The organism is Serratia sp. JSRIV002, from assembly GCF_019968725.1.
Classification (GTDB): Bacteria; Pseudomonadota; Gammaproteobacteria; order Enterobacterales; family Enterobacteriaceae; genus Chania; species Chania fonticola_B.
The window spans coordinates 4,009,984-4,033,320 of record NZ_CP074143.1; the positions used below are offsets into that span (position 1 = coordinate 4,009,984).

At 54.2% G+C, this 23,337-nt stretch carries 18 protein-coding genes; 5 read left to right on the forward strand and 13 right to left on the reverse strand.

The window, feature by feature from the left end; translation table 11 throughout:
- Positions 1–14: 14 nt before the first annotated feature.
- The 8 genes from nuoH to lrhA all read right to left on the reverse strand — a co-directional run bounded on the left by nuoH (position 15) and on the right by lrhA (position 10,391).
- Positions 15–992 (reverse strand): NADH-quinone oxidoreductase subunit NuoH, encoded by a 978-nt coding sequence (gene nuoH, locus KGP26_RS18850; protein WP_021805990.1) that lies wholly within the window; start codon positions 990–992, stop codon positions 15–17.
- On the reverse strand, positions 989–3,724 hold the full coding sequence (nuoG, locus tag KGP26_RS18855; protein WP_218519118.1) for an NADH-quinone oxidoreductase subunit NuoG: 2,736 nt from the start codon (positions 3,722–3,724) through the stop codon (positions 989–991). Before nuoG ends, nuoH begins: the two co-directional genes overlap by 4 nt.
- A gap of 99 nt (positions 3,725–3,823) precedes the next feature.
- Complete coding sequence (gene nuoF / locus KGP26_RS18860; RefSeq protein WP_021805992.1) at positions 3,824–5,176, reverse strand: NADH-quinone oxidoreductase subunit NuoF; 1,353 nt, start codon at positions 5,174–5,176, stop codon at positions 3,824–3,826.
- The gene (nuoE, locus tag KGP26_RS18865) at positions 5,173–5,724 is read right to left on the reverse strand and encodes an NADH-quinone oxidoreductase subunit NuoE (protein ID WP_021178523.1); all 552 of its coding nucleotides are present in this window, start codon (positions 5,722–5,724) and stop codon (positions 5,173–5,175) included. Before nuoE ends, nuoF begins: the two co-directional genes overlap by 4 nt.
- Before the next feature lie 2 nt (positions 5,725–5,726).
- Positions 5,727–7,523 (reverse strand): NADH-quinone oxidoreductase subunit C/D, encoded by a 1,797-nt coding sequence (nuoC, locus tag KGP26_RS18870; RefSeq protein ID WP_037375523.1) that lies wholly within the window; start codon positions 7,521–7,523, stop codon positions 5,727–5,729.
- Positions 7,524–7,619: 96 nt separating this feature from the next.
- The gene (locus KGP26_RS18875) at positions 7,620–8,294 is read right to left on the reverse strand and encodes an NADH-quinone oxidoreductase subunit B family protein (protein WP_021178525.1); all 675 of its coding nucleotides are present in this window, start codon (positions 8,292–8,294) and stop codon (positions 7,620–7,622) included.
- Positions 8,295–8,309: 15 nt separating this feature from the next.
- Entirely contained in the window at positions 8,310–8,750 is a 441-nt protein-coding gene (locus KGP26_RS18880) for an NADH-quinone oxidoreductase subunit A (RefSeq protein ID WP_021178526.1), read from the reverse strand.
- 702 nt (positions 8,751–9,452) lie between these two features.
- Positions 9,453–10,391 carry a transcriptional regulator LrhA gene (gene lrhA, locus KGP26_RS18885; RefSeq protein ID WP_037375525.1) on the reverse strand — a complete coding sequence of 313 codons (939 nt, stop codon included), beginning with the start codon at positions 10,389–10,391 and terminating at the stop codon, positions 9,453–9,455.
- Positions 10,392–11,228: 837 nt separating this feature from the next.
- On the opposite strand from lrhA, the gene KGP26_RS18890 reads away from it, so the two are divergent.
- Both KGP26_RS18890 and yfbR read left to right on the forward strand, forming a co-directional pair.
- On the forward strand, positions 11,229–12,443 hold the full coding sequence (locus KGP26_RS18890) for a pyridoxal phosphate-dependent aminotransferase (protein ID WP_021805995.1): 1,215 nt from the start codon (positions 11,229–11,231) through the stop codon (positions 12,441–12,443).
- A 97-nt stretch (positions 12,444–12,540) separates the two neighbouring features.
- Positions 12,541–13,140, forward strand: coding sequence for a 5'-deoxynucleotidase (gene yfbR / locus KGP26_RS18895; RefSeq protein ID WP_021805996.1), 600 nt, complete (start codon positions 12,541–12,543; stop codon positions 13,138–13,140).
- A 41-nt stretch (positions 13,141–13,181) separates the two neighbouring features.
- On the opposite strand, the gene KGP26_RS18900 is transcribed toward yfbR, so the two are convergent.
- The 5 genes from KGP26_RS18900 to yfbV form a co-directional block, all read right to left on the reverse strand.
- Entirely contained in the window at positions 13,182–13,856 is a 675-nt protein-coding gene (locus tag KGP26_RS18900) for a hypothetical protein (RefSeq protein WP_037375528.1), read from the reverse strand.
- A gap of 189 nt (positions 13,857–14,045) precedes the next feature.
- Entirely contained in the window at positions 14,046–15,878 is a 1,833-nt protein-coding gene (locus tag KGP26_RS18905) for an SLC13 family permease (protein WP_021178530.1), read from the reverse strand.
- Between the two features lie 96 nt (positions 15,879–15,974).
- Positions 15,975–16,631 carry a sugar phosphatase gene (locus tag KGP26_RS18910; protein WP_021805998.1) on the reverse strand — a complete coding sequence of 219 codons (657 nt, stop codon included), beginning with the start codon at positions 16,629–16,631 and terminating at the stop codon, positions 15,975–15,977.
- Between the two features lie 21 nt (positions 16,632–16,652).
- Positions 16,653–17,147 (reverse strand): YfbU family protein, encoded by a 495-nt coding sequence (locus KGP26_RS18915; protein ID WP_021178532.1) that lies wholly within the window; start codon positions 17,145–17,147, stop codon positions 16,653–16,655.
- A 185-nt stretch (positions 17,148–17,332) separates the two neighbouring features.
- The gene (gene yfbV, locus KGP26_RS18920) at positions 17,333–17,788 is read right to left on the reverse strand and encodes a terminus macrodomain insulation protein YfbV (protein WP_025122796.1); all 456 of its coding nucleotides are present in this window, start codon (positions 17,786–17,788) and stop codon (positions 17,333–17,335) included.
- A 403-nt stretch (positions 17,789–18,191) separates the two neighbouring features.
- Between yfbV and ackA the strand changes: the two genes are divergently transcribed.
- The 3 genes from ackA to KGP26_RS18935 all read left to right on the forward strand — a co-directional run bounded on the left by ackA (position 18,192) and on the right by KGP26_RS18935 (position 23,060).
- Positions 18,192–19,394 carry an acetate kinase gene (ackA, locus tag KGP26_RS18925; RefSeq protein ID WP_021806000.1) on the forward strand — a complete coding sequence of 401 codons (1,203 nt, stop codon included), beginning with the start codon at positions 18,192–18,194 and terminating at the stop codon, positions 19,392–19,394.
- A gap of 101 nt (positions 19,395–19,495) precedes the next feature.
- A complete protein-coding gene (pta, locus tag KGP26_RS18930; RefSeq protein ID WP_037375617.1) occupies positions 19,496–21,655 on the forward strand; it encodes a phosphate acetyltransferase in 2,160 nt (719 codons plus the stop codon).
- A 229-nt stretch (positions 21,656–21,884) separates the two neighbouring features.
- On the forward strand, positions 21,885–23,060 hold the full coding sequence (locus KGP26_RS18935; RefSeq protein ID WP_059199164.1) for an IS4 family transposase: 1,176 nt from the start codon (positions 21,885–21,887) through the stop codon (positions 23,058–23,060).
- The last annotated feature ends 277 nt before the right edge of the window (positions 23,061–23,337 follow it).

Sequence of the window (23,337 nt, forward strand, 5' to 3'; positions counted from 1 at the left end):
GGTTTATTCACCCCTTATTGAGCGTTGTACAAAATGACCGCGGCGGTTGCCAGCAGGTTCAGCAGCGTCAACGGCAGGCAAATCTTCCAGCCGAATGACATCACCTGGTCATAACGCGGACGCGGCAACGAAGCACGGATCAGAATGAACATCACCATGAAGAAGGCCGTTTTCAGTGCGAACCAGATGAATGGCGGCAGGAATGGACCCTGCCAACCGCCGAAGAACAACGTCACAATCAGGGCGGACACGGTCACGATACCGATGTATTCCCCCACGAAGAACAGACCGAATTTCATACCGGAATATTCAATGTGGTAACCGTCGGCCAGTTCCTGCTCGGCTTCCGGCTGGTCAAATGGGTGGCGGTGACATACCGCCACACCGGCAATCGCAAAGGTAATGAAACCAAAGAATTGCGGAATGACGTTCCAGATGTGCGCCTGTGATTCAACAATCGCCTGCATGTTGAACGAGTCGGCTTGCGCCACCACGCCCAGCACGGACAGGCCGAGGAACACTTCGTAGCTCAGGGTTTGTGCCGAAGCACGCATCGCCCCTAACAGCGAGTATTTGTTGTTACTGGACCAGCCGGCGAACAGCACAGCATACACCGCCAGGCCAGCCATCATCAGGAAGAACAGAATACCGATGTTGAGATCGGCCACCGACCAGGTCGGGCTGACCGGCACGATGGCAAAGGCCAACAGCAGCGAGGTAAAGGCAATCACCGGGGCCAGCGTAAAGATCATGCGGTCGGCGAAGGTCGGAACCCAGTCTTCTTTGAAGAACATTTTGATCATGTCGGCGACCAGCTGCAGCGAACCGCCCCAGCCGACACGGTTTGGCCCGTAACGGTTCTGGAACAGCCCCAGCAGACGGCGTTCGCCGAAGCTCATAAACGCCCCGCAGGTGACCACGACCAACAGGATCACCACCGCTTTCAACACGGCGATCAGGATGTCGATCACCTCAGGTGTCAACCAGCTCATAGTGCCGCCTCCCGCAGATTTTCAACCTTCGCACCCACCAGTACCGGCGGGATCCCTGGCAAGCCGAGCGGCAAACCAACCTGGCCTTGGCTCAGGGTTTCACTCAGGCGTACCGGCAAACGCAGCGTTTGACCTGCACAGCTGAACTCGACCCAGGCACCGGCATTGACACCAAGCTGTGCGGCATCGGCAACGTTGATCATCACGTAGGCCTGAGGCATACGCTGCTGGATCACTTCGGAGCGCTGTGACATTTCGTCACTGCCAAACAGGTGGTAATACGGCGCAACACGCCAGCCTTCGGCTTTGAACGCCGTAGGGATAGCGGTGAAGTAACCGAGGTTGCCCTCCCCTGCTTCGATCAGGCGGATACCCGGATCGCCATGGCGCAGTTTGCCACCCACTTCGGCCTGGAACTTGTTCCATGCCTGCGGTGAGTTCCAACCTGGTGCCCAGGCAAATGGGATCTGCTGACGGTCAGCCAGCGGGCTGTTGTTCCCTTCCATCGAGAAGGCGAACATGGTGTCTTTATCTTGCGGCTGACGCGGTTCATGCACGCTGATATCGGCACGCATCGCGGTACGGCCACTGTAGCGGTGCGGTGAACGGGCCAGTTTCTGACCACGGATACGGAAGGTCGCATCTGGGGCAGCTTCGACAATACCTTGCAACTGCGGCAATGCGCTCACGCACGCGGCAATCACGTCATCGAGCTGGGTCCAGTCAACCTGGCGGCTGGTGTAGGTGGAATGCAGCGAGTGCATCCAACGCCAGCTTTCCAACATCACGCTGTAGATATTTTTCTTGGCATCATCGTAATAAGCCGGGTCGTAGACCTGGAAGAAGCGCTGCGCGCGGCCTTCCTGGCTGACCAAGGTCCCATCGCTCTCTGCAAAACTGGCCGCAGACAGGATCAGGTTGGCTTTGTCCATGATGGCGGTGCGCTGGTGATCGGCAACGATCAGGTTACTGATCTTGGCCAATGCGGCATCCACTTTGGCCGCAGGGGCGTGACGATAGAGATCGTTTTCCATCACGATGGCGGTATCAGCGGCACCACTTTCCAACTGCACCAGCGCCTCATCCAGCGAGCCACCACCAATCATCGCCAAGCCCATGCTGTTGGCAGCGGCGGCAACGAAGGTGATGCCGACATTGGCACCGCGACCTTTCAACGCCTTGGCAATGTTGGCCGCAGCTTCAATGATCGCTGTGCTACCCGCATTGCTGCCGGTGATGATCAAGGGTTTCTGCGCACCGGCCAGGGCCTGCACGATCACGTCGATTTTCTTGTTCAGACCTTCGGCCAGATCGGTCACCGCCGGCGCGGACTCATCCAGCGCGTGGGCAATGGCGAAGCCTAAACGGGCTTGCTCATCCACCGGCGCACGGTAGTTCCAGGCGGCGATGTCGTCCAGACGGGTGTTATCAACGTTAGTGACGAACAGCGGGTGTTTGGCGTGCTGCCCGATGGTTTGCACCGCCGCGATCTGCCAATCGGCAACGCGGTGTGCCGCAGCCATCGCGCGGGCTTTCCCTTTCACCGCCTGACGTACCGACAGCGCGATACGAGCGCCTGTCTGGGTCAAATCTTCACCCAGTACCAACACCGCGTCGTAGCTTTCGATTTCACGCAGGTTAGGCGTATAAACGCCGCTGTTTTTCAACACGTTGAGCATCAGGTCCAGGCGCTGTTGTTCAGCCTGATTGATGCCGGTATAGAAGTTCTCGGCGCCGACCAGTTCACGCAACGCAAAGTTGCTTTCCAGGCTGGCACGCGGTGAACCGATACCGATGGTTTTGTTGGCCTGACGCAGAATATCTGCCGCGCCCTGCATCGCCTGTTCGGCGTTCAGGGTGATCCAGTCGTTGCCACGCAGTTGCTGCGGCTGACGAGGGCGATCTTTCTGGTTCACATAGCCATAACCAAAGCGGCCGCGGTCACACAGGAAATAGTGGTTCACGCTGCCGTTGTAACGGTTTTCGATACGGCGCAGTTCGCCATAGCGCTCACCTGGGCTGGTGTTACAGCCGATGCTGCACTGCTGGCAGATGCTCGGGGCAAACTGCATGTCCCACTTACGGTTGTAACGCTCGGAGTGGGTTTTGTCGGTGAATACGCCGGTTGGGCACACTTCTACCAGGTTACCGGAGAACTCGCTTTCCAGCGTGCCGCTTTCCGGACGACCGAAATAGACGTTGTCATGCGCGCCGTAGACACCAAAATCGGTGCCATCCGCGTAGTCTTTGTAGTAACGCACACAACGGTAACAGGCGATGCAGCGGTTCATCTCGTGCGAGATAAATGGCCCCAGTTCCTGATTGTTGTGGGTGCGCTTACTGAAGCGATATTTACGGAAGCTGTGGCCGGTCATTACTGTCATATCTTGCAGGTGACAGTTACCGCCCTCTTCACATACCGGACAGTCGTGCGGGTGGTTGGTCATCAACCACTCGACCACGCTTTCACGGAACTGTTTGGCTTCTGCGTCATCGATGGAAATAAAGGTTCCATCGGATGCCGGTGTCATACATGACATCACCAAACGGCCACGCGTATCGTCCGCGTTTTGGTATTGCTTTACCGCACATTGGCGGCAAGCGCCGACGCTTCCAAGCGCCGGATGCCAGCAAAAGTAAGGAATATCGAGGCCGAGGGAGAGACACGCCTGCAACAGGTTGTCGGCTCCATCTACGTCGTATTCTTTGCCGTCTACATGAATCGTAGCCATAGTCAGCATGCTTCCAAGTGGCCTGCCCATAAGGCAGGCGTTAATCAAAAATTCTGGCCGTGTTTCGGGGCGCGCTCACCGCACCCAGGCAAAGCAGGATTACCAGCGTTGCTTCAACAAGTTGTTTGGCTGAATGCCGCCAACCGCCTGGAGATTGCCCAAGTACTGTGGGGAAATCCCGGCTTCAAACTCTTCACGGAAATATTTAATCGCGCTTTGCAGTGGCTCTACGGCACCTGGCGCATGGGCGCAGAAGGTTTTACCTGGGCCAAGGGAGCGGCACAGCTGCTCGAGGGTTTCGATATCCCCCGGCTGGCCTTCGCCTCTTTCCAAAGCACGCAGGATCTTCACGCTCCACGGCAAGCCGTCACGGCACGGTGTACACCAGCCACAGGACTCACGGGCAAAGAACTCTTCCAGGTTACGCACCAGGGGAACCATGCCGATTTCGTGATCCACCGCCATCGCCAGCGCCGTACCTAAACGGCTGCCCGCTTTACCGATGCTTTCGAAGTCCATTGGCAGATCCAGGTGATCGGCGGTCAGGAAGTCGGTACCCGCCCCGCCCGGCTGCCAGGCTTTAAATTTCAGGCCATCACGCATGCCACCGGCGTAATCTTCCAGAATTTCACGCGCGGTAGTGCCAAACGGCAGCTCCCAGACGCCTGGGTTTTTCACCCGGCCAGAGAAGCCCATCAGTTTGGTACCGGCGTCGTTACTCTTACCGGCAGAGATCCCTTTGTACCAGTCCACACCATGCTCGAGGATGGCAGGCACGTTACACAAGGTCTCTACGTTGTTCACGCAGGTCGGTTTGCCCCATACGCCCACGGAAGCGGGGAATGGCGGCTTGGAGCGCGGGTTGGCACGGCGGCCTTCCAGCGAGTTGATCAGCGCCGTTTCTTCACCGCAGATGTAGCGGCCAGCGCCGGTGTGGACGAACAGCTCGAAGTCAAAGCCGCTGCCCATGATATTTTTGCCCAGCAGGCCTGCTTCGGTAGCTTCCGCAATCGCACGGCGCAGGTGCACTGCAGCCTCGACGTATTCGCCACGCAGGAAGATGTAACCCCGATAGGCTTTCAGCGCAAATGCCGAAATCAGCATGCCTTCCACCAACAGGTGTGGCAGTTGCTCCATCAGCAGACGGTCTTTATAGGTGCCCGGCTCCATTTCATCGGCGTTACACAGCAGGTAACGGATGTTCATGGATTCGTCTTTCGGCATCAGGCTCCACTTCAAACCGGTGGAGAAACCTGCACCACCACGGCCTTTCAGCCCGGCATCTTTCACCAGGGTGACGATGTCGTCGGCGGCCATGCCTTTCAGCGCTTTTTCCGCGCCCTGGTAACCGTTCTTGCTGCGATATTCATCCAGCCAGACCGGCTGTTGGTCATCGCGCAGGCGCCAGGTCAGCGGATGCATTTCGGCAGTACGTTTGATATCAATCATCATTTATACCGCTCCAACAGTTCGACCGCGTTTTCTGGCGTCAGGTGAGCATGAGTATCTTCATCGATCATCATGTTCGGGCCTTTGTCGCAGTTGCCCAGACAGCAGGTCGGCAGCAGGGTGAAGCGACCGTCGAAGGTAGTCTGGCCCGGCTTGATGTTGAGTTTCTTTTCCAGCGCGGCCTGAATGCCCTGGTAGCCGTTGATGTGACAAACCACGCTGTCACAGTAACGGATCACATGGCGTCCTACTGGCTGGCGGAAAATCTGGCTGTAGAACGTGGCCACGCCTTCTACGTCGCTGGCTGGGATGCCCAGCACTTCAGCGATGGCATAAATCGCCCCATCCGGAACCCAGCCACGCTGCTTCTGCACGATCTTCAGTGCTTCAATGGAGGCGGCGCGTGGATCCTCGTAATGGTGCTTTTCGTGCTCGATCGCATCACGTTCTTCCGCGCTCAGCACAAATGCATCAGCGCCGCTCTGGGGAGCGGCTGCATTGGTGGCCTCAAGCGCATCGTGACTCACGTGAGTGTCTTTAAGATCATGCATAGTTAGCGGTCCACATCTGACATTACAAAATCGATACTACCCAGATAGACGATCAGGTCAGAGACCAGGCTGCCACGGATCACCGCAGGGATTTGCTGCAGGTGAGCATAGCTTGGCGTACGGATCCTGGTGCGATAGCTCATGGTGCTGCCGTCGCTGGTCAGGTAGTAGCTGTTGATCCCTTTCGTGGCTTCAACCATCTGGAATGATTCGTTGGCTGGCATCACCGGGCCCCAGGAAACCTGCAGGAAGTGGGTGATCAGCGTTTCAATATGTTGCAGCGTACGCTCTTTCGGCGGCGGCGTGGTCAGCGGATGATCGGCCTTGAACGGGCCTTCCGGCATATTGTTCAGGCACTGCTCAAGAATGCGCAGGCTCTGGCGCAGCTCTTCCACTTTCAGCATCACGCGGGTATAGCAGTCGCTGTTACCGTCGCCGACCGGCACTTCAAAATCGAAGTTTTCATAGCCGGAGTATGGACGCCATTTACGCACGTCAAACTCAACGCCGGTAGCGCGCAAGCCAGCACCAGTCACACCCCATTCCAACGCTTCTTTGGCGTTGTAAGAAGCCACGCCGACAGAACGCCCTTTCAGAACGGAGTTGTGCAGTGCCGCTTTCACATAGGAATCGAGGCGCTTCGGCATCCAGTCCAGGAAGTCACGCAGCAGGCGATCCCAGCCACGCGGTAGGTCGTGCGCCACGCCACCTATGCGGAACCAGGCCGGGTGCATACGGAAGCCGGTAATCGCTTCAACGACATCATAAACTTTCTGACGGTCGGTAAAGGCAAAGAACACCGGGGTCATGGCGCCCACGTCCTGGATAAAGGTACTGATGTACAGCAGGTGGCTGTTGATGCGGAACAGCTCAGACAGCATGACGCGGATGGTGTTGACACGATCCGGCACCACGATCCCGGCCAGTTTTTCCACCGCCAGTACGTAAGGCATTTCGTTTACGCAGCCGCCGAGGTATTCGATACGGTCGGTATACGGGATAAAACTGTGCCAAGACTGGCGCTCGCCCATCTTCTCTGCGCCACGGTGGTGGTAACCCACGTCCGGCACACAGTCAACGATGTCTTCACCGTCCAACTGCAGAATGATACGGAATGCACCGTGTGAAGAAGGGTGGTTCGGGCCGAGGTTAAGGAACATGAAGTCCTCATTCTCGGTGCCGCGCTTCATGCCCCACTCTTCCGGCTTGAACTTCAGCGACTCCATCTCCAGATCTTCTTTTTGTTTGGTCAACACAAAAGGATCGAATTCGGTGGCGCGCGCCGGGTAGTCTTTACGCAGTGGATGACCTTCCCAACTCTGCGGCATCATGATGCGCGTCAGGTGCGGGTGACCGTCGAAGGTAATACCGAACATTTCCCAGGTTTCGCGCTCATACCAGTTGGCATTCGGGAAAATCTTGGTTGCTGTGGGCACGTGCAGGTCTTTTTCAGACAGCGCCACTTTCAGCATGATGTCACGGTTACGTTCGACAGAGATCAGATGGTAGAAAACAGAGAAGTCCGCGGCAGGCAAGCCTTCACGGTGGGTACGAAGACGCTCGTCCATGCCATGCAGGTCGAACAGCATGACGTACGGCTTCGGTTGTTTTCTCAAAAACGTCATAACTTCCAGCAACTGCTCAACTTTGACCCATACCACGGGCATTCCGGTACGGGTGGGCTGAACAGTAAAGGCTTCCGGCCCAAAACGGTTGCGCAGTTCGCCGATCACCGGATCATCGAGATGATCGCGGGTATGCCATGCAGGCAGAGCTTCGTGCGTCGTTAAATCTGTCATAATTTTTTTCACCACACTAAAGGGTTATTTCGCCGCAAGTTCAACTTTTCGCTGTGTTAACCAATAGCGCACTAAGATGGACGTTAAATGAACGTCTTAAATCTCGTCAGGCGACCGAAGGTTGGTTACCGCAATACGCTCGGCGTGCTTACGTTCTTTTTCTGATGGCATATTGGCGCGGTACACGCCCTGATCGCCAACGACCCACGACAGCGGGCGACGTTCTTTACCAATGGATTCCTGCAGCAGCAGCAGTGCCTGCATGTAAGCTTCCGGGCGCGGTGGGCAGCCAGGAATATACACGTCGACCGGCAGGAATTTATCCACGCCCTGGACTACTGAGTAGATATCGTACATGCCGCCTGAGTTGGCGCAGGAGCCCATCGAGATCACCCATTTAGGCTCCAGCATTTGCTCGTACAAACGCTGAATGACCGGGGCCATCTTGGTAAAGCAGGTGCCGGCAACGACCATAAAGTCGGCCTGGCGTGGGGAGGCACGCAATACTTCCGCACCAAAACGCGCCACGTCGTGAACGGCGGTAAACGAGGTCACCATTTCCACATAACAGCACGAAAGGCCGAAGTTATACGGCCAAAGAGAGTTTTTACGCCCCCAGTTCACCATGTCATGCAAAGCATGTTCGAGTTTACCCATGTAAACCGTACGGTGAACCTGCTGCTCAAGGGGATCGCCTACGATCTCCTGTTTTTGCAGGGGATAACGGTCGTTCTCACCGTTCGGGTCTATGCGGGTGAGCGTATAGTCCATCTTAATGCCTCGCTGTTACTGCGGATGACTGTTGCTAGCGTTCTTGATGATAGTTGGCTTACTCAAACGCTTGGAGCGCGTTGGAGTCCAATCCAATGCGCCGATACGCACCAGATAAACCAAACCAGCCAATAACACCAAAATGAAAATGGCGGCTTCGATAAAGCCTACCCAACCGCTCTCACGAATCGAGACCGACCAGGCGTACAGATATAAGGCTTCAACATCGAAAATGACGAAGAACATGGCCACCAGGTAGAACTTGGCGGACAGACGCAAACGCGCCGTACCGACCGAGTCGACCCCGGATTCATAAGGGGTGTTTTTGGCGCGAGCCTGGGCTCTCCCACCCAAGAAGAACGCACCCAGCAGCATGAAGCCGCAGAGCCCGATAGCCATGATAAGAAATACGGCGAACGCCCAGTGATGAGCGATGACTTCAATGGTTGTTGACATACTCTATGCTTACTCATCAAAAGTGGCGTCGATCGTTCTGCTCTTGTAACTGGCAGTTAGTGCACCACATCGATTTAAGGGAAGGATAAATAACCACACAAACAAGCTGCTTTTACAGAGAGTTAGGCAGTGTTTTACTGTGGGCTTTTTACTCCTTTCTATAACCTTCTGTCAACTTTGACAAAAGTATCTACACACTAATTTACATACGAAGCATTTAATTAACATATGATGCGCTTGGCTTAGGCTAAATCGTGTCAGTTGATTGCTCAACGGAAACAGATAGATATAACCCCACAGGCACATTTCACTTTTACTATACCATTCTCTCAGGAATTCCCTGTTGTTCCACTCACTACCTAGGGGTATTTTTTTGATCCAGGACACGTTTCGGGCAGAAATCCTCAAAAAAAGTGTGGCGGTTTAACAATTTTTGTCAATTTCAGGTAAAAAAACGTCAGCGTAAAATAGCAAAATAACCCCATCAACTCCAGGTATTTACTCATTGTTATCACTGCATAAAAAACGAGCAATGTGAAAAAATGCGGGTTTCACCTGCTAGAAACCATGAATAAATACCCATTTGGCATCGCATTTACCTTCAACACGCCAAAATTCTTGATTTCATTTTTTTGAGCTAAAAAAAACCTCCGCCGTGGCAGAGGTTTGTAACTTTTACTATGGCTAGCTTAGGGTAAAACGCTACTCTTCGCTATCCGCCACGCTGGAACCTTCATCGATCACCGAAGATTCGCCGCCGCCGAAGTGGTAAATCTCACTGCCGTTTTGCACGGCACTGAAGATCGCCATGGCCAGTTCATTTTCGCACTTCATGTCTTTGCATAGCGCATACTGCGTATCAGGAAGATGCGGTAAACCTTCCGCCGCGCCCAGAACTCGCAGATCTGGGCTCATCATTTCGATTGGCCGCACGGTGATCCCCAAACCTGCCCGGCACGCCGCGCGCACCGCAGAAAGCGTAGAGGCCACGTAGGCAATACGCCAAGGAATATCGGCAGCTTCGAGGTGCTTGATCGCCATCGCTCGGAACGGGCTTGGCTCATCCATCACCACCAGAGGGATCGGTTCCCCCGCCTGGTAATGGTAATCCGCCGAGCAGTACCACAACGTTGGAGATGTACGCAGAATGATGTGCGGATGCCCTTCGGTATCCACGGTGGTGATGGCCAGATCCACTTCACCATTCTTCAGCATGTCGATCATGAACGGACTACGCTTCACCCGCACATCAATCGCCAGCTTGGGATAGACCGACGTCACGCGGTTTAGCAAGAAAGGCAAAATGGTATCGGCGGTATCATCAGAAGCACCGATAGTCAGAACGCCGTTGATATTGTTGTACATCAAGGAGGCACAAGCTTCGTCGTTGAAGCGCAGGATTTTCCTGGCGTAGCCGAGAAGCTGGATACCATGTTCGGTTAACAATTTATTGCGCCCATGACGGGCGAACAACTCTTTGCCAACCAATTGCTCTAACCGCTGCATTTGTTGACTGACTGCGGACTGAGTACGACACACGGCAACGGCAGCAGCCGCAAACGTATTCAAATCAGCAACAGCAACAAAAGTTCTTAGCAGATCGAGGTCGAGATTAAGTATCGGACGATTTGCACTTGTCATAGTGTTTTCTTCACTTTTTAAATTCTAATTTACAAACTACCCTGGTGTATTTCTAAGACGCAGCTTAAAAGGGCATGCGCCACTTATGACAGTACCCCACTCATTAGAAGAGGGCAAAAAAATTACTTATATTTCGTTATCTGCATCGCTTTTTATCCGTGATCTATCGCAACGGCTTATTGATAGTGGTGAAAGTTACGACGAAAAGTGCTTACCCTTATAAGCATTGATAATCCTATGCGGGCAAAATCCCCCCTTTCCTCCCGGTTACCTCGATCTCTGGCCGCCAGAGACCATGACAGCATTGTTGTTTTCTGTACAAAATATTAACAACCCCCCCGTATATCGAACGACGCATCGATTAGGGAATTTAATAAATTCAAGCAGTAAGTCTTTTGATTATTAAAAGACCCTGACTATTACTTAAATAAAATTTAAGTTAATTACTGAAGTGGACCTAATGTAATTCTACTTCAACTCAGTGTGGTATTGTCAGTACAGACAAGAAACCAGATTAATCCCATATTACTATCTTTAAGCGGCTTTGGCGTTTTTCTGGCGCTTGGCATACACATTTATGCGGTTAACTGATAAAAACCCTTTACGTGACAAGCCCTTCCGTCGACATATAAACCTTAAAATAGTGACGCCATCAGATTTAAACACTGAAAAAACGATCAATACAGACGGTTATTGTCTTAAAAAACGATTTTTGCCGATCGTTTTCACCAAAGCAATGCATAACCCTTCAAAAGCCCGGCCTCCAGGAGTACATTGGACGGATTGCGGTGTTCCACGGTAGGAACGGCCCTATCTTAGCAAAAGGCTCAACTTTCTATGTCCCCCATTGAGAAATCCAGCAAACTGGACAACGTCTGTTATGACATTCGTGGCCCGGTACTCAAAGAAGCTAAACGTCTTGAAGAAGAAGGCAATAAAGTCCTCAAGCTGAACATTGGCAACCCTGCCCCGTTCGGCTTTGATGCCCCCGATGAAATTCTGGTCGACGTGATCCGCAATCTGCCAACGGCACAAGGCTACTGCGACTCCAAAGGGCTCTACTCGGCGCGCAAGGCAATCATGCAGCACTATCAGGCACGTAACATGCGTGACGTGACCGTTGAGGATATCTACATCGGCAATGGCGTTTCTGAGCTGATCGTGCAATCCATGCAAGCGCTGCTGAACATCGGTGATGAAATGCTGGTACCTGCGCCAGACTACCCGTTGTGGACCGCCGCCGTGTCGCTTTCCAGCGGCAAGGCCGTGCACTATATGTGCGACGAAGAATCTGGCTGGTTCCCGGATCTGGACGATATTCGCAGCAAAATCACCCCACGCACTCGTGGCATCGTGATCATCAACCCTAATAACCCAACCGGTGCGGTCTACAGCAAAGAACTGCTGGAACAGATCGTCGAGATCGCCCGCCAGCATGACCTGATCATCTTTGCCGACGAAATCTACGACAAGATCCTCTACGACGAGGCAGAGCATCACTCGATCGCCGCATTGGCCCCAGATCTGCTGACCGTCACCTTTAACGGCTTGTCCAAAACCTATCGCGTTGCCGGTTTCCGTCAGGGCTGGATGGTGCTCAACGGGCCGAAGAAACATGCCAAAGGCTATATTGAAGGGTTGGAGATGCTGGCTTCCATGCGTCTGTGCGCTAACGTGCCAATGCAGCATGCGATCCAGACGGCACTGGGGGGTTACCAGAGCATCAGCGAATTTATTCAGCCTGGTGGCCGCCTGTATGAACAACGCGACCGCACCTGGGAACTGCTAAACGAGATCCCTGGCGTTTCCTGCGTGAAACCTCAGGGGGCCCTCTATATGTTCCCACGCATTGACGCCAAGCGCTTTAACATCCGCGACGACCAGAAGCTGGTGCTGGATCTGCTGTTGCAAGAGAAGGTGTTACTGGTACAGGGCAGCGCGTTCAACTGGCCTTACCCAGACCACGTCCGTATCGTTACGCTACCCCGCGTGGATGAATTGGAAATGGCGGTGGGCAAACTGGGCCGCTTCCTGGAAACCTATCACCAGTAATTTTGCCGGGCGCGGTTCGCTGCGCCCTACAATTCCGAGGGATGTACTTAGCTCCATAGCGTATAATGCTCTCACATGCCGTTGTAGAGAGAGCACCATGAGCCAGAGCCACTTCTTTGCCCACCTGTCCCGTTTGAAACTGATTAGCCGCTGGCCGCTGATGCGCAATGTGCGTACCGAAAACGTTTCCGAACACAGCCTGCAGGTCGCCTTTGTCGCCCATGCGCTGGCCGCGATCAAAAACCGCAAGTTTAACGGCAACCTGAATGCCGAACGCGTGGCGTTGTTGGCGATGTATCACGATGCCAGCGAAGTGCTGACCGGCGATATGCCCACTCCCATCAAGTATTACAACCCGCAGATAGCCCACGAATACAAAAAAATCGAGAAGATTGCCCAACAAAAGCTGTTGGAGATGCTGCCGGAAGAGTTACAAAACGATTTCCGCTCGATCCTGGATGAGCACCATCACAGCGAGGATGAAAAGCTGATCGTGAAGCAGGCCGATGCGCTATGCGCTTACCTGAAGTGTCTGGAGGAGTTGTCTGCGGGGAATAATGAGTTCAAGCAGGCCAAGGCTCGTCTGGAGAAAACGCTGCAAATGCGCCACAGCCCGGAAATGGAGTATTTCATGACGGTGTTCATCCCAAGCTTCAGCCTTTCGCTGGATGAAATCAGCAGCGATTCACCACTGTGAGTCTAAAGCCAGGTGCTTTGCACCTGGCAGTCTGAGACACCTTAGCCGCAGGTCGTACCTTCCGGCATTTCTACCGTGAACTCCTGCTCCACCACCGAGCGTAAATCGATACGCTGGAAAGTTTGTGTGACCAGGAAGCGGTAAATTTTATCCTGTGGGCATTGGTTGCCAAAGTAAGAAGCCTGGGCCTCCAGCACCGGTTTTTTATCGCTGTTAAACATACTCAGCAGGAAACGGCGCTCGGTGTAGTAGTCCCTTTTCTTCGAATAGCCAATGATCTCTCTGGTCATAATGGCCTTGGTGGTGCAGGTCGCCTTTTCCCCTTTCTTGGTATTTTCAGTGGTGCATTCGGTGGTCTCACCGGTGGCCACATCCCCGTAATCCGCGCTGGTATATTCATGTACCCGGGTGTTTTTATCTACGTCCAACACCACAAACAGCTTGGGCACCACACCGCCATTTGGCAGGTTATCCTCGGTATAAACGCGCTGAAACCCCTTTGCGCGCAAAAACGTCAGCGTATTACCGAAGAAGTGTTTCGCCAGCATTGGTTCATCAGAATCTGAGGCGACAAGCACCAACACTGGCGCATTCTTATCAAAGGCATAACCCGGATCGGGCACCGAATTGAGAGAGCCACTCATGTATCTCGCACAGCCGGACAGCAACAACAGAGAAGCTAAAGTAAGGGTTATAAATCCATGTTTCATTTTCATGGCAACTCCAGAAGGATCGCTAAACTAAGCCTGGGCGACACCGGTCGCCGTAAAGCCTCAACGAGCTGCAGCATGAGCCGATAAAATGCCAAAACTCTTTATGGTTTCGGTCGTTAGCTACTTAAGCGCATTCTCAAGAGTCAATAAAGTGCCTTTACTCATTCCTGACATAAAACGCAAACTGTGTGCTTAAAACGCATACAACCAAGGCACCAATATCACGCTGACAATCATCACCAGCACGGTGAACGGCACCCCAATTTTCAGAAAATCGCCAAACTTGTAGTTTCCCGGTCCCAACACCAGCGTATTGACCGGCGATGACACCGGCGTCATAAAGGCGGCGGAGGCGGCAATCGCGATAATCATGGCAAACGGATAAGGCGAAACGCCCATTTCACGGGCCGCAGCAATGGCAATCGGTGCCATCAATACCGCCGTGGCGGTGTTGGAGATAAACAGCCCTATGGTGGCGCACAGGACAAACAGACAGGCCAGCATGACGTGCGGCCCGGCATCACCGGCAACATCCATCAACCCACGGACGATCAGATCGACCCCGCCCGTTTTCTGCAACGCTTGGGCAAAGGGCATCATACCGACGATTAAAATGATGCTCGGCCAATGGATCGCCTTATAGGCACTTTCCATATCGATGCAGCGAAAGCGCCCCATCAACAGGCAAGCGATCAGTGCGGCGATCGGATTCGGGATCTCGTCGGTCAGCATCATTGCCACCATCAGCGCCAGACAGAACAGCGCATGAGGAGCCTGGGTGATCGCCGGTGCCACTTCGTCCACTTCGGCGGGCAGGTTCAAGACGATAAAGTCATGGGTTTTGGCCTGCAGTTGGCGGATTGCTTTCCAGTCGCCGATCACCAACAGAATGTCCCCCAGGCCCAGCGGTTCATCCACCAGCTTGCCTTGCAGGGTTTCACCATTGCGGCGGATACCGACCACGTTGAGATCGTAACGGCTACGGAAAGCGGCATCGCGCACGCTTTTTCCCAGCAGGGCCGATTCAGGGATTAGCGAAACTTCGGCCATGCCCACGTTGCGCGACTGTTCGGAGAAATATTCCCCCCGCAGCACCATGGGCTCAAGCTGTTGCTCACTACAGAACTGACGCAGATCGATATCACAATCCGTCATATCGATCAGCAGTACGTCCCCTTCGCGCAGTTCCGTGCTGCCAAAGGCGCTGATCATCACCCGGCGGAAACGCTTCCAGCGCTCAATGCCGATAACGTTGGCGCTGTAACGCGCGCGCAAATGCAGTTCATCCAGCGAACGGCCAATCAGTGGCGAACCGCTACGTACCGCCAAACGACGCGCCCGCCCGGTGAGCTTATAATCGCGGATTAAATCGCGGAAAGTCCGGCGCTCCCACGCCGACTTGGTCTTGGTGCCGCCGCTGTCGCCGAGCCAGCGTCTTGCAACCAGCATGTACCCCACGCCCAACAGCAACACCACCAGGCCAATTGGCGTAACGCCAAAGAAGCCGAAACCGTCGATGCCTTCACGTACCAGTTCACTGTTGACCACCATATTCGGCGGCGTGGCAACCAGCGTCATCATGCCGCTGATCAAACCGGCAAAGCTCAGCGGCATCATCAACCGCCCTGGCGAGATTTTCATGCGCACCGCGACGCTGAGCACCACGGGAATAAAGATGGCTACCACCCCGGTCGAGCTCATAAAGGCCCCCAGCCCGGCGACGGTAAACATCAGCAGCATCATCATCTTGGTTTCACTGCTGCCCGCCACTCTCACCAGCCAGTCGCCAACCTGATAGGCCACCCCGGTGCGTACCAGCCCTTCGCCAATGACGAACAGAGCGGCGATCAAAATGACGTTAGGATCGCTGAAGCCAGCCGTTGCCTCTTGCAGACTCAAGGTTCCACTGAGCACAAACGCGATGATCACCAACAGTGCCACCACATCCATGCGCAGCTTGTTGGTGGTAAACAGCACAATGGCTATTAACAGTAAACTCAAAACCCAAAGTAATTCGCTGTTCAAAACGGCCTCATTCTGCAGTGATCCCGGCATAAGAAATTAGCATAAAAAAACCCCGACGATGCGGGGTCTAATCAAATTGAGGTAAGAATGTGCAGATTAAGCAATAAGTTCGATGACAGCGCCCTGTTCGGACTTGGCGATCTTGAGCTGTTCCAAAGAGGAAAGGATCAGATCCACCTGGTTCAGCTTCGGTGCGTCTGCCGGTGCATTAACCGCAATCACCTGGCAACCTGCGGCCAAACCGGAAAGTATCCCGGCAGGAGCATCTTCCACCACCACACAATCCTGTGGTGCCAACCCAAGACCTTGTGCCCCTAACAGGTAGGCGTCTGGATGCGGTTTACCCTGTTTGACCCGCTCACTGGTGATAAACACCTCAGGAAGCGGCACCCCACCGGCAAGGCGGCGTGCGTTGGCCACTGGCACGGACCCCGAGGTGACGATTGCCCAAGGTATCCCCAACGCCTTGATCCGCTCCAGCAGGACCAATGCCCCTGGCAGGGCACGGACGCCGTCGGTATCCTCTGCTTCTACCTGCTCAAGCAATGTGAACTCATGCTGTAGCTCAGCCTCGGTGGCATTCGGCATAAAGTGACGCAGCGAGGTGATCGCCTGTTTTCCGTGGATAAAGTCCAGCACCTGTTGCGGGCTGATGCCATGGCGCTCTGCCCATTGCGTCCAGGCTCGCTCTACCGCCGGTAATGAATCTACTAACGTTCCATCAAGATCGAACAGAAAACCCTTACACTCCACGGGAAACCCCTCTACGTTTAATCAGGCATTGATGATTTGCGCAATCTCGACGGCGCTCAAATGATACTGGCGTGGGCAGGATAGCCAGATACTCAGCATGCGCTGGTATTTTTCCCACATTTTGGTTTGGGCGTTAAACCCGTGGCTACCAGAATCGAAATGAGTATACCGCCCTTCCGTATTCACCAGGAAACGCACATAGCTCAGGTAACGTGCTTCGGTTGCCGCATCAAAACCCAGGAATGCCAGGCGACGCGCGTCCAGCCCCTGGCGATCCTTTAGGTTCTCCCAGGAAACCTGGAGCGCATGGTGCATTTCCATGATATTGATGATGGTGCGGCACACTTCTTCGCTCATCTCACCAAAATCACGATCCAGCTCGCGCATTTGCAAACCAAAACCGCGCTCGATGATCGTCTGCAAGCGGCGGTAGCGCTCCGCATTGTCCGGATCGAGCATGGTCATCATCTTGTATTGATTCGACAAAATCAGCCGTTGGGCGTGAGTCATTTCCATTTCATTGTCCTCAGTTCTGCAAATTAACCAGAGCATCGCATGACTTCAGTATGGCGTGGAATCACAACTAACCCATTCTTTGATTTGAACCGGGATATTCGTCAAATGTGGGGAGTAGCCAGACATGATCCGGGCACGAATTTGCGGCATAAAGCAAGGCCGGCGAAATCCCGGCCCAGTGGCACTTAAAGATCGTCGAGGAAGGTTTTGTCCAACTGCTTGAAGGCTCGTTTCAGCACGTCCGCCAGCGCCTGGTAGGTTGGCGTCCCTTCTACGGGGGCAATCGCCTGCCCAGCTTCCGCCAGCTTGTTACGGACCTCATGGAACCATTGCAGCAAGGTTGGCGGCAATGGTGTCACGGAACGTCGGCCCAACCACCACAGCCCCTGCATCGGCAAGCTACAGGCAAACAGTGCGGTGGCAATCGCCGGGCCAAGCTGACCGCCGAGCGCAATCTGCCAGGTCAGGGTAAAAATCGCCAACGGGGGCATAAAGCGAACGGCAAAGCGGGTAGCGCGTGACACGCGGTTCTCAGGGAAAAGCGGTGCCAGCCGTTTGTCTGCTGGCCAGGTTTTCATGTAATGCTGCCCGCGCTGGAATATCTGAAACCAGCTTACGGAACCGGATGGTCTGCTCGTCATTGCGCACCTCAACTTCACGTATAAAAAATAAAATATTCTTGCAAACACACTAACAAAAAAGTTGAAGCTTTAAATTTATTTTGTGTTTGTGGCGGGCTATCGGTATCCTAAGCCGGCCATGTGCCGGTAGAAGATGACAGAAGATTTGTCAACTTTTAGCCCTATCTCCCTAATCCTGCCGTTGGCGGCCATGTGGGGCTAGGAAGCGGTAAAAATCAGGATCGCTTAAACCGCAGAGAAATCATCGGTTTTTTCATCATTATGTCCTTTGTATCACTGACATGATGTTAATCATAAATGTCAACGGCATTATGCGCTACGCTTGTTGTCTGATTGACGTTTTATTCACCACGTGTTTTTGGGTCTTCCTTAATACCAACACGAACTATAAGTAGGTACTTCCATGTCGAGTAAGCTAGTACTGGTCCTTAACTGCGGCAGTTCTTCCCTGAAATTCGCTATCATCGATGCAGCCAACGGTGAAGAATACCTCTCTGGCCTGGCCGAGTGCTTCCATCTTCCTGAAGCCCGTATCAAATGGAAAATGGATGGCGGTAAACAAGAAGCGGCACTGGGTGCCGGCGCAGCGCACAGCGAAGCGCTGAACTTCATTGTTAATACTATTCTGGCACAAAAACCAGAGCTTTCCGCCCAGTTGACCGCTATCGGCCACCGCATCGTGCACGGCGGCGAGAAGTTCACGGCCTCTGCCGTCATCAACGACGAAGTCCTGCAGGGTATCAAAGATTCGGTACCTTTTGCACCACTGCATAACCCGGCACATCTGATCGGTATTGCTGAAGCGTTGAAATCCTTCCCTAATCTGGCTGATAAAAACGTTGCCGTGTTTGACACCGCGTTCCATCAGACCATGCCGGAAGAGTCCTACCTGTATGCCCTGCCGTACAGCCTGTACCGCGACCATGGCGTTCGTCGCTACGGCGCACACGGCACCAGCCACTTCTACGTGACTCAAGAAGCCGCGAAGGCGCTGAACAAGCCGGTTGAAGAAGTTAACATCATCACCTGCCATCTGGGCAACGGCGGTTCCGTAACCGCAGTACGCAACGGTAAGTGTGTTGATACTTCCATGGGTCTGACCCCGCTGGAAGGCCTGGTAATGGGTACCCGCAGTGGTGACATCGATCCAGCCATCATCTTCCACCTGCACGACGCCATGGGCATGAGCGTTGACCAGATCAACAAGATGCTGACCAAAGAGTCTGGCCTGCTGGGTCTGACCGAAGTCACCAGCGACTGCCGTTACGTTGAAGACAACTATGACACCAAGGCCGATGCCAAGCGCGCCATGGACGTCTTCTGCCACCGTCTGGCCAAGTATATCGGTGCCTATAGCGCCCTGATGGAAGGCCGTCTGGATGCTGTGATCTTCACCGGCGGTATCGGTGAGAACGCTGCGATGGTACGTGAGCTGACCCTGGATAAACTGGGCCTGCTGGGCTTTGAAATCGATCACGAACGCAACCTGGCTGCCCGCTTCGGCAAATCAGGCAACATCACCAAAGACGGCAGCCGTCCGGCACTGGTGATCCCGACCAACGAAGAATTGGTCATCGCGCAAGACGCTTCCCGTCTGACCGCTTAATGCTCTCCACACCGTCAGCCCAGGCTGGCGGTGTTGTTTTGAGCCTGTCATCTTTGTCTGCGCCCCCGTTGCAGGCAGAAAACCGTGAAGAGGACTATTCTGTGTCACGTACAATTATGTTGATCCCCACAGGCACCAGCGTCGGTCTGACCAGCGTCAGCCTGGGTGTCATCCGCTCCATGGAGCAAAAAGGCGTTCGCCTGAGCGTGTTCAAACCTATTGCCCAACCGCGTACCGGCGGCGATTCTCTCGACCAGACCACCACCATCATCCGCAGCAACTCGACCATCCCGGCGGCCGAACCCCTGCGCATGAGCTACGTTGAGAGCCTGCTGAGCTCCAACAAGCAGGACGTGCTGATGGAAGAGATCGTGGCCCGTTACCACGAAAACACCAAAGACGCAGAAGTTGTGCTGATTGAGGGCCTGGTGCCTACCCGTAAGCATCAGTTCGCCAACGCGCTGAACTACGAGATCGCCAAAACGCTGAATGCAGAGATCGTCTTTGTGCTGGCACTGGGTAACGATTCTCCAGCCCAGTTAACCGAGCGCATCGAACTGGCTCGCTCCAGCTTCGGCGGCAGCAAGAACAAAAACATTACCGGCGTGATCATCAACAAGCTGAACGCTCCGGTGGACGATCAGGGCCGTACTCGCCCAGACCTGTCCGAAATCTTTGACGATTCCACCAAGGCCAGCGTAGCCAACGTCGATCCTGCACAGCTGTTCGCCAACAGCCCGCTGCCGGTATTGGGTTGCGTGCCGTGGAGCTTCGAACTGATCGCTACCCGTGCCATTGATATGGCCCGCCACCTGAAGGCGCGAGTGATCAACGAAGGCGACATCATGACCCGCCGGGTGAAATCTGTGACCTTCTGTGCGCGTAGCATTCCGCACATGCTTGAACACTTCCGCCCAGGTTCCCTGTTAGTTACCTCTGCCGACCGTCCAGACGTGCTGGTTTCAGCCTGCCTGGCCGCGATGAACGGCGTGGAAATTGGTGCCATCCTGCTGACCGGCGGCTACGAAATCGATGCCTCCATCAACAAGCTGTGTGAGCGCGCCTTTGAAACCGGCCTGCCGGTGTTCATGGTTGACACCAACACCTGGCAGACCTCGCTGAGCCTGCAAAGCTTCAACCTTGAAGTGCCTTCAGACGACCATCAGCGTATTGAGAAAGTACAGAACTACGTGGCCAGCCACATCAACGCCGAATGGATCGAGTCCCTGACCGCCACGTCTGAGCGTTCACGTCGTCTGTCCCCACCGGCGTTCCGTTATGAGCTGACCGAATTGGCGCGCAAAGCGGGTAAACGCATCGTGCTGCCGGAAGGCGACGAGCCACGCACCGTGAAAGCGGCGGCCATCTGTGCCGAACGTGGTATCGCGGAATGTGTGCTGCTGGGTAACCCGGAAGAGATCAAACGCGTTGCCGCCGCGCAGGGCGTTGAGCTGGGTAAAGGCATCGAGATCGTCGATCCGGTTGCCGTGCGTGAACTCTATGTGCCGCGTCTGGTTGAGCTGCGTAAGAGCAAGGGCATGACCGAAGTGGTTGCGCGTGAGCAGTTGGAAGACAACGTGGTTCTCGGCACCCTGATGCTGGAGAAAGGCGAAGTTGACGGCCTGGTTTCCGGTGCCGTTCACACCACCGCCAATACCATCCGCCCACCGTTGCAGTTGATCAAAACCGCACCGGGCAGCTCACTGGTTTCTTCCGTGTTCTTCATGCTGCTGCCTGACCAGGTTCTGGTCTACGGCGACTGCGCGATCAACCCGGATCCAACTGCTGAACAGCTGTCTGAAATTGCTATTCAGTCTGCCGATTCCGCAGCCGCATTCGGTATCGAACCACGCGTAGCGATGATCTCTTACTCTACCGGTAATTCCGGTGCGGGTAGCGACGTTGAGAAAGTGCGGGAAGCGACCCGTCTGGCCCAGGAAAAACGCCCGGATCTGATCATCGATGGCCCACTGCAGTATGACGCAGCGATCATGGCCGACGTGGCCAAATCCAAAGCGCCTAACTCGCCAGTAGCCGGTCAGGCGACCGTGTTCATCTTCCCGGATCTGAACACCGGTAACACCACTTATAAAGCGGTACAGCGTTCTGCTGACCTGGTATCTATCGGGCCAATGCTGCAAGGCATGCGCAAGCCGGTGAACGACCTGTCACGTGGTGCTCTGGTTGACGATATCGTCTATACCGTAGCCCTGACGGCGATCCAGTCGGCTCAGGCTGATGCACAGGCTGCTATTGCCTGATGAGACAGAGGTGCCACTACGGCACCTTTAGACTCTGGTAATACCCATAACGGCTCGGTGATCATCACCGGGCCGTTTTATTTTTGGCGTCAACAAAGAGCAAGCAATGCCCCCCGATGCCCCTCACCCTAACCCTCTCCCACAGGGCTGAGGAATCCCCACAAAAAAATGAAAGGCACGATGAAGTGTGATCTACTGGTTGCGCTAACAAAACAGAAGAGACCTCATCGTGCCTTTACAAACAGTTTGCCAGAAATTTTTCTCCGCGTCTTTACGTGGTATTCATTCCTTTCGGATCAATGTACTTATCTCTATGGCCATTGCACTTTGCAACGGCGCTGACTTGACGCTAACCAGTCTCGGCCGTTCGCTTCCAGGCAGAGCTCACGTCAAAAATAAAATTAAACGTGTCGATCGGGCCCTCGGTAATACCGCTATTCATCACGAACTTCCCCTTATTCAACAGATGCTTACGCGGTCTATCACCTCATTGATGCCGTTCTGCGTTATTGCTGTCGACTGGAGCGGATGGCATGACAAAAACTGGCATCTGTTGCGAGCAAGCCTAGTCTGTAATGGCCGTTCCCTCCCTCTGATGAGCGAAGTGGTGCCCGCCTGGCTGGCACAAAACAGCCAGGTTCAGTGCGCCTTCCTTGACCGTCTCCACGCGGCCATTCCCGACGGAAAACCCGTCACAATAATCACGGATGCGGGCTTCAGAACTGACTGGTTCAGGCACATAAGCCAACTGGGCTGGTGTTTTACGGGCAGGGTCAGAGGGCTCGTCTGCTTCCAGTTGGAAGGAAGCACCCGCTGGATGAAAATCAGTGACTTGCAGGCGGAGAGCACTCCCATAAAAGTCGGTTACGGTGTACTTGCTCGTAAGCCGAGGATGCCTTGTTACGGTAGCTTTTATCTGCAAAAGCGCCCATCGGCGGGACGTCACGGAAAAGGCAGACGGTCAAAAACGGAGAAAGAGCATCGAAGTAGCGCTCAGGAACCGTGGTTGCTGTTCAGTAATGTTGAAGGCCTGGAGCCTCATCAGATAATGACCCTGTACAGTCGTCGGATGCAGATAGAGCAGAACTTCCGCGACGAAAAAAGTCCGCGCTTCGGATATGGGCTGAGACTAAGCCGCAGCCAGGGCTGGGGTCGCCTGGCGGTTCTGAGTGTAGTGGCAGCGATGGCCAGCCTGGTGATGTGGCTGACGGGGTATATGGCGGAAAAGAAACAACTTCATAGGCATTATCAGGCAAATAGTGAGAAAGGGAGACGGATCCTGTCGTATCTGAGGCTTGCTGGTGAGGTCCTGAGAGACAGAGCGGGAATAGTGAGACGGATGAATATAGTTAATATGCTGAAAAAGTTAGGGAATGAGTACAGTAATATGGTCATGGGATGCTGACCATATTACTGGGGATCACTCAGCCCACAGGGAGAGGGGACCGATCGAGTAGATCTGAAAATTCGGTGGCTCACCTTGGATGAGGAGATGATCGGCCTGAGAAATAGGCCGATCGTCATGAGTGAAGGATATTAAAAAGTGTTCACTATGTCCTTGAACACCGTTCTACCCTGTCCCCGGTCTGTAAAGGGAAAGTGTTGAGGTAAATTTGTTGAGATGACCTATTTACTTCCAGCAGAGCACCGCCTATCAGCTCCCTCTCCCTTTGGGAGAGGGT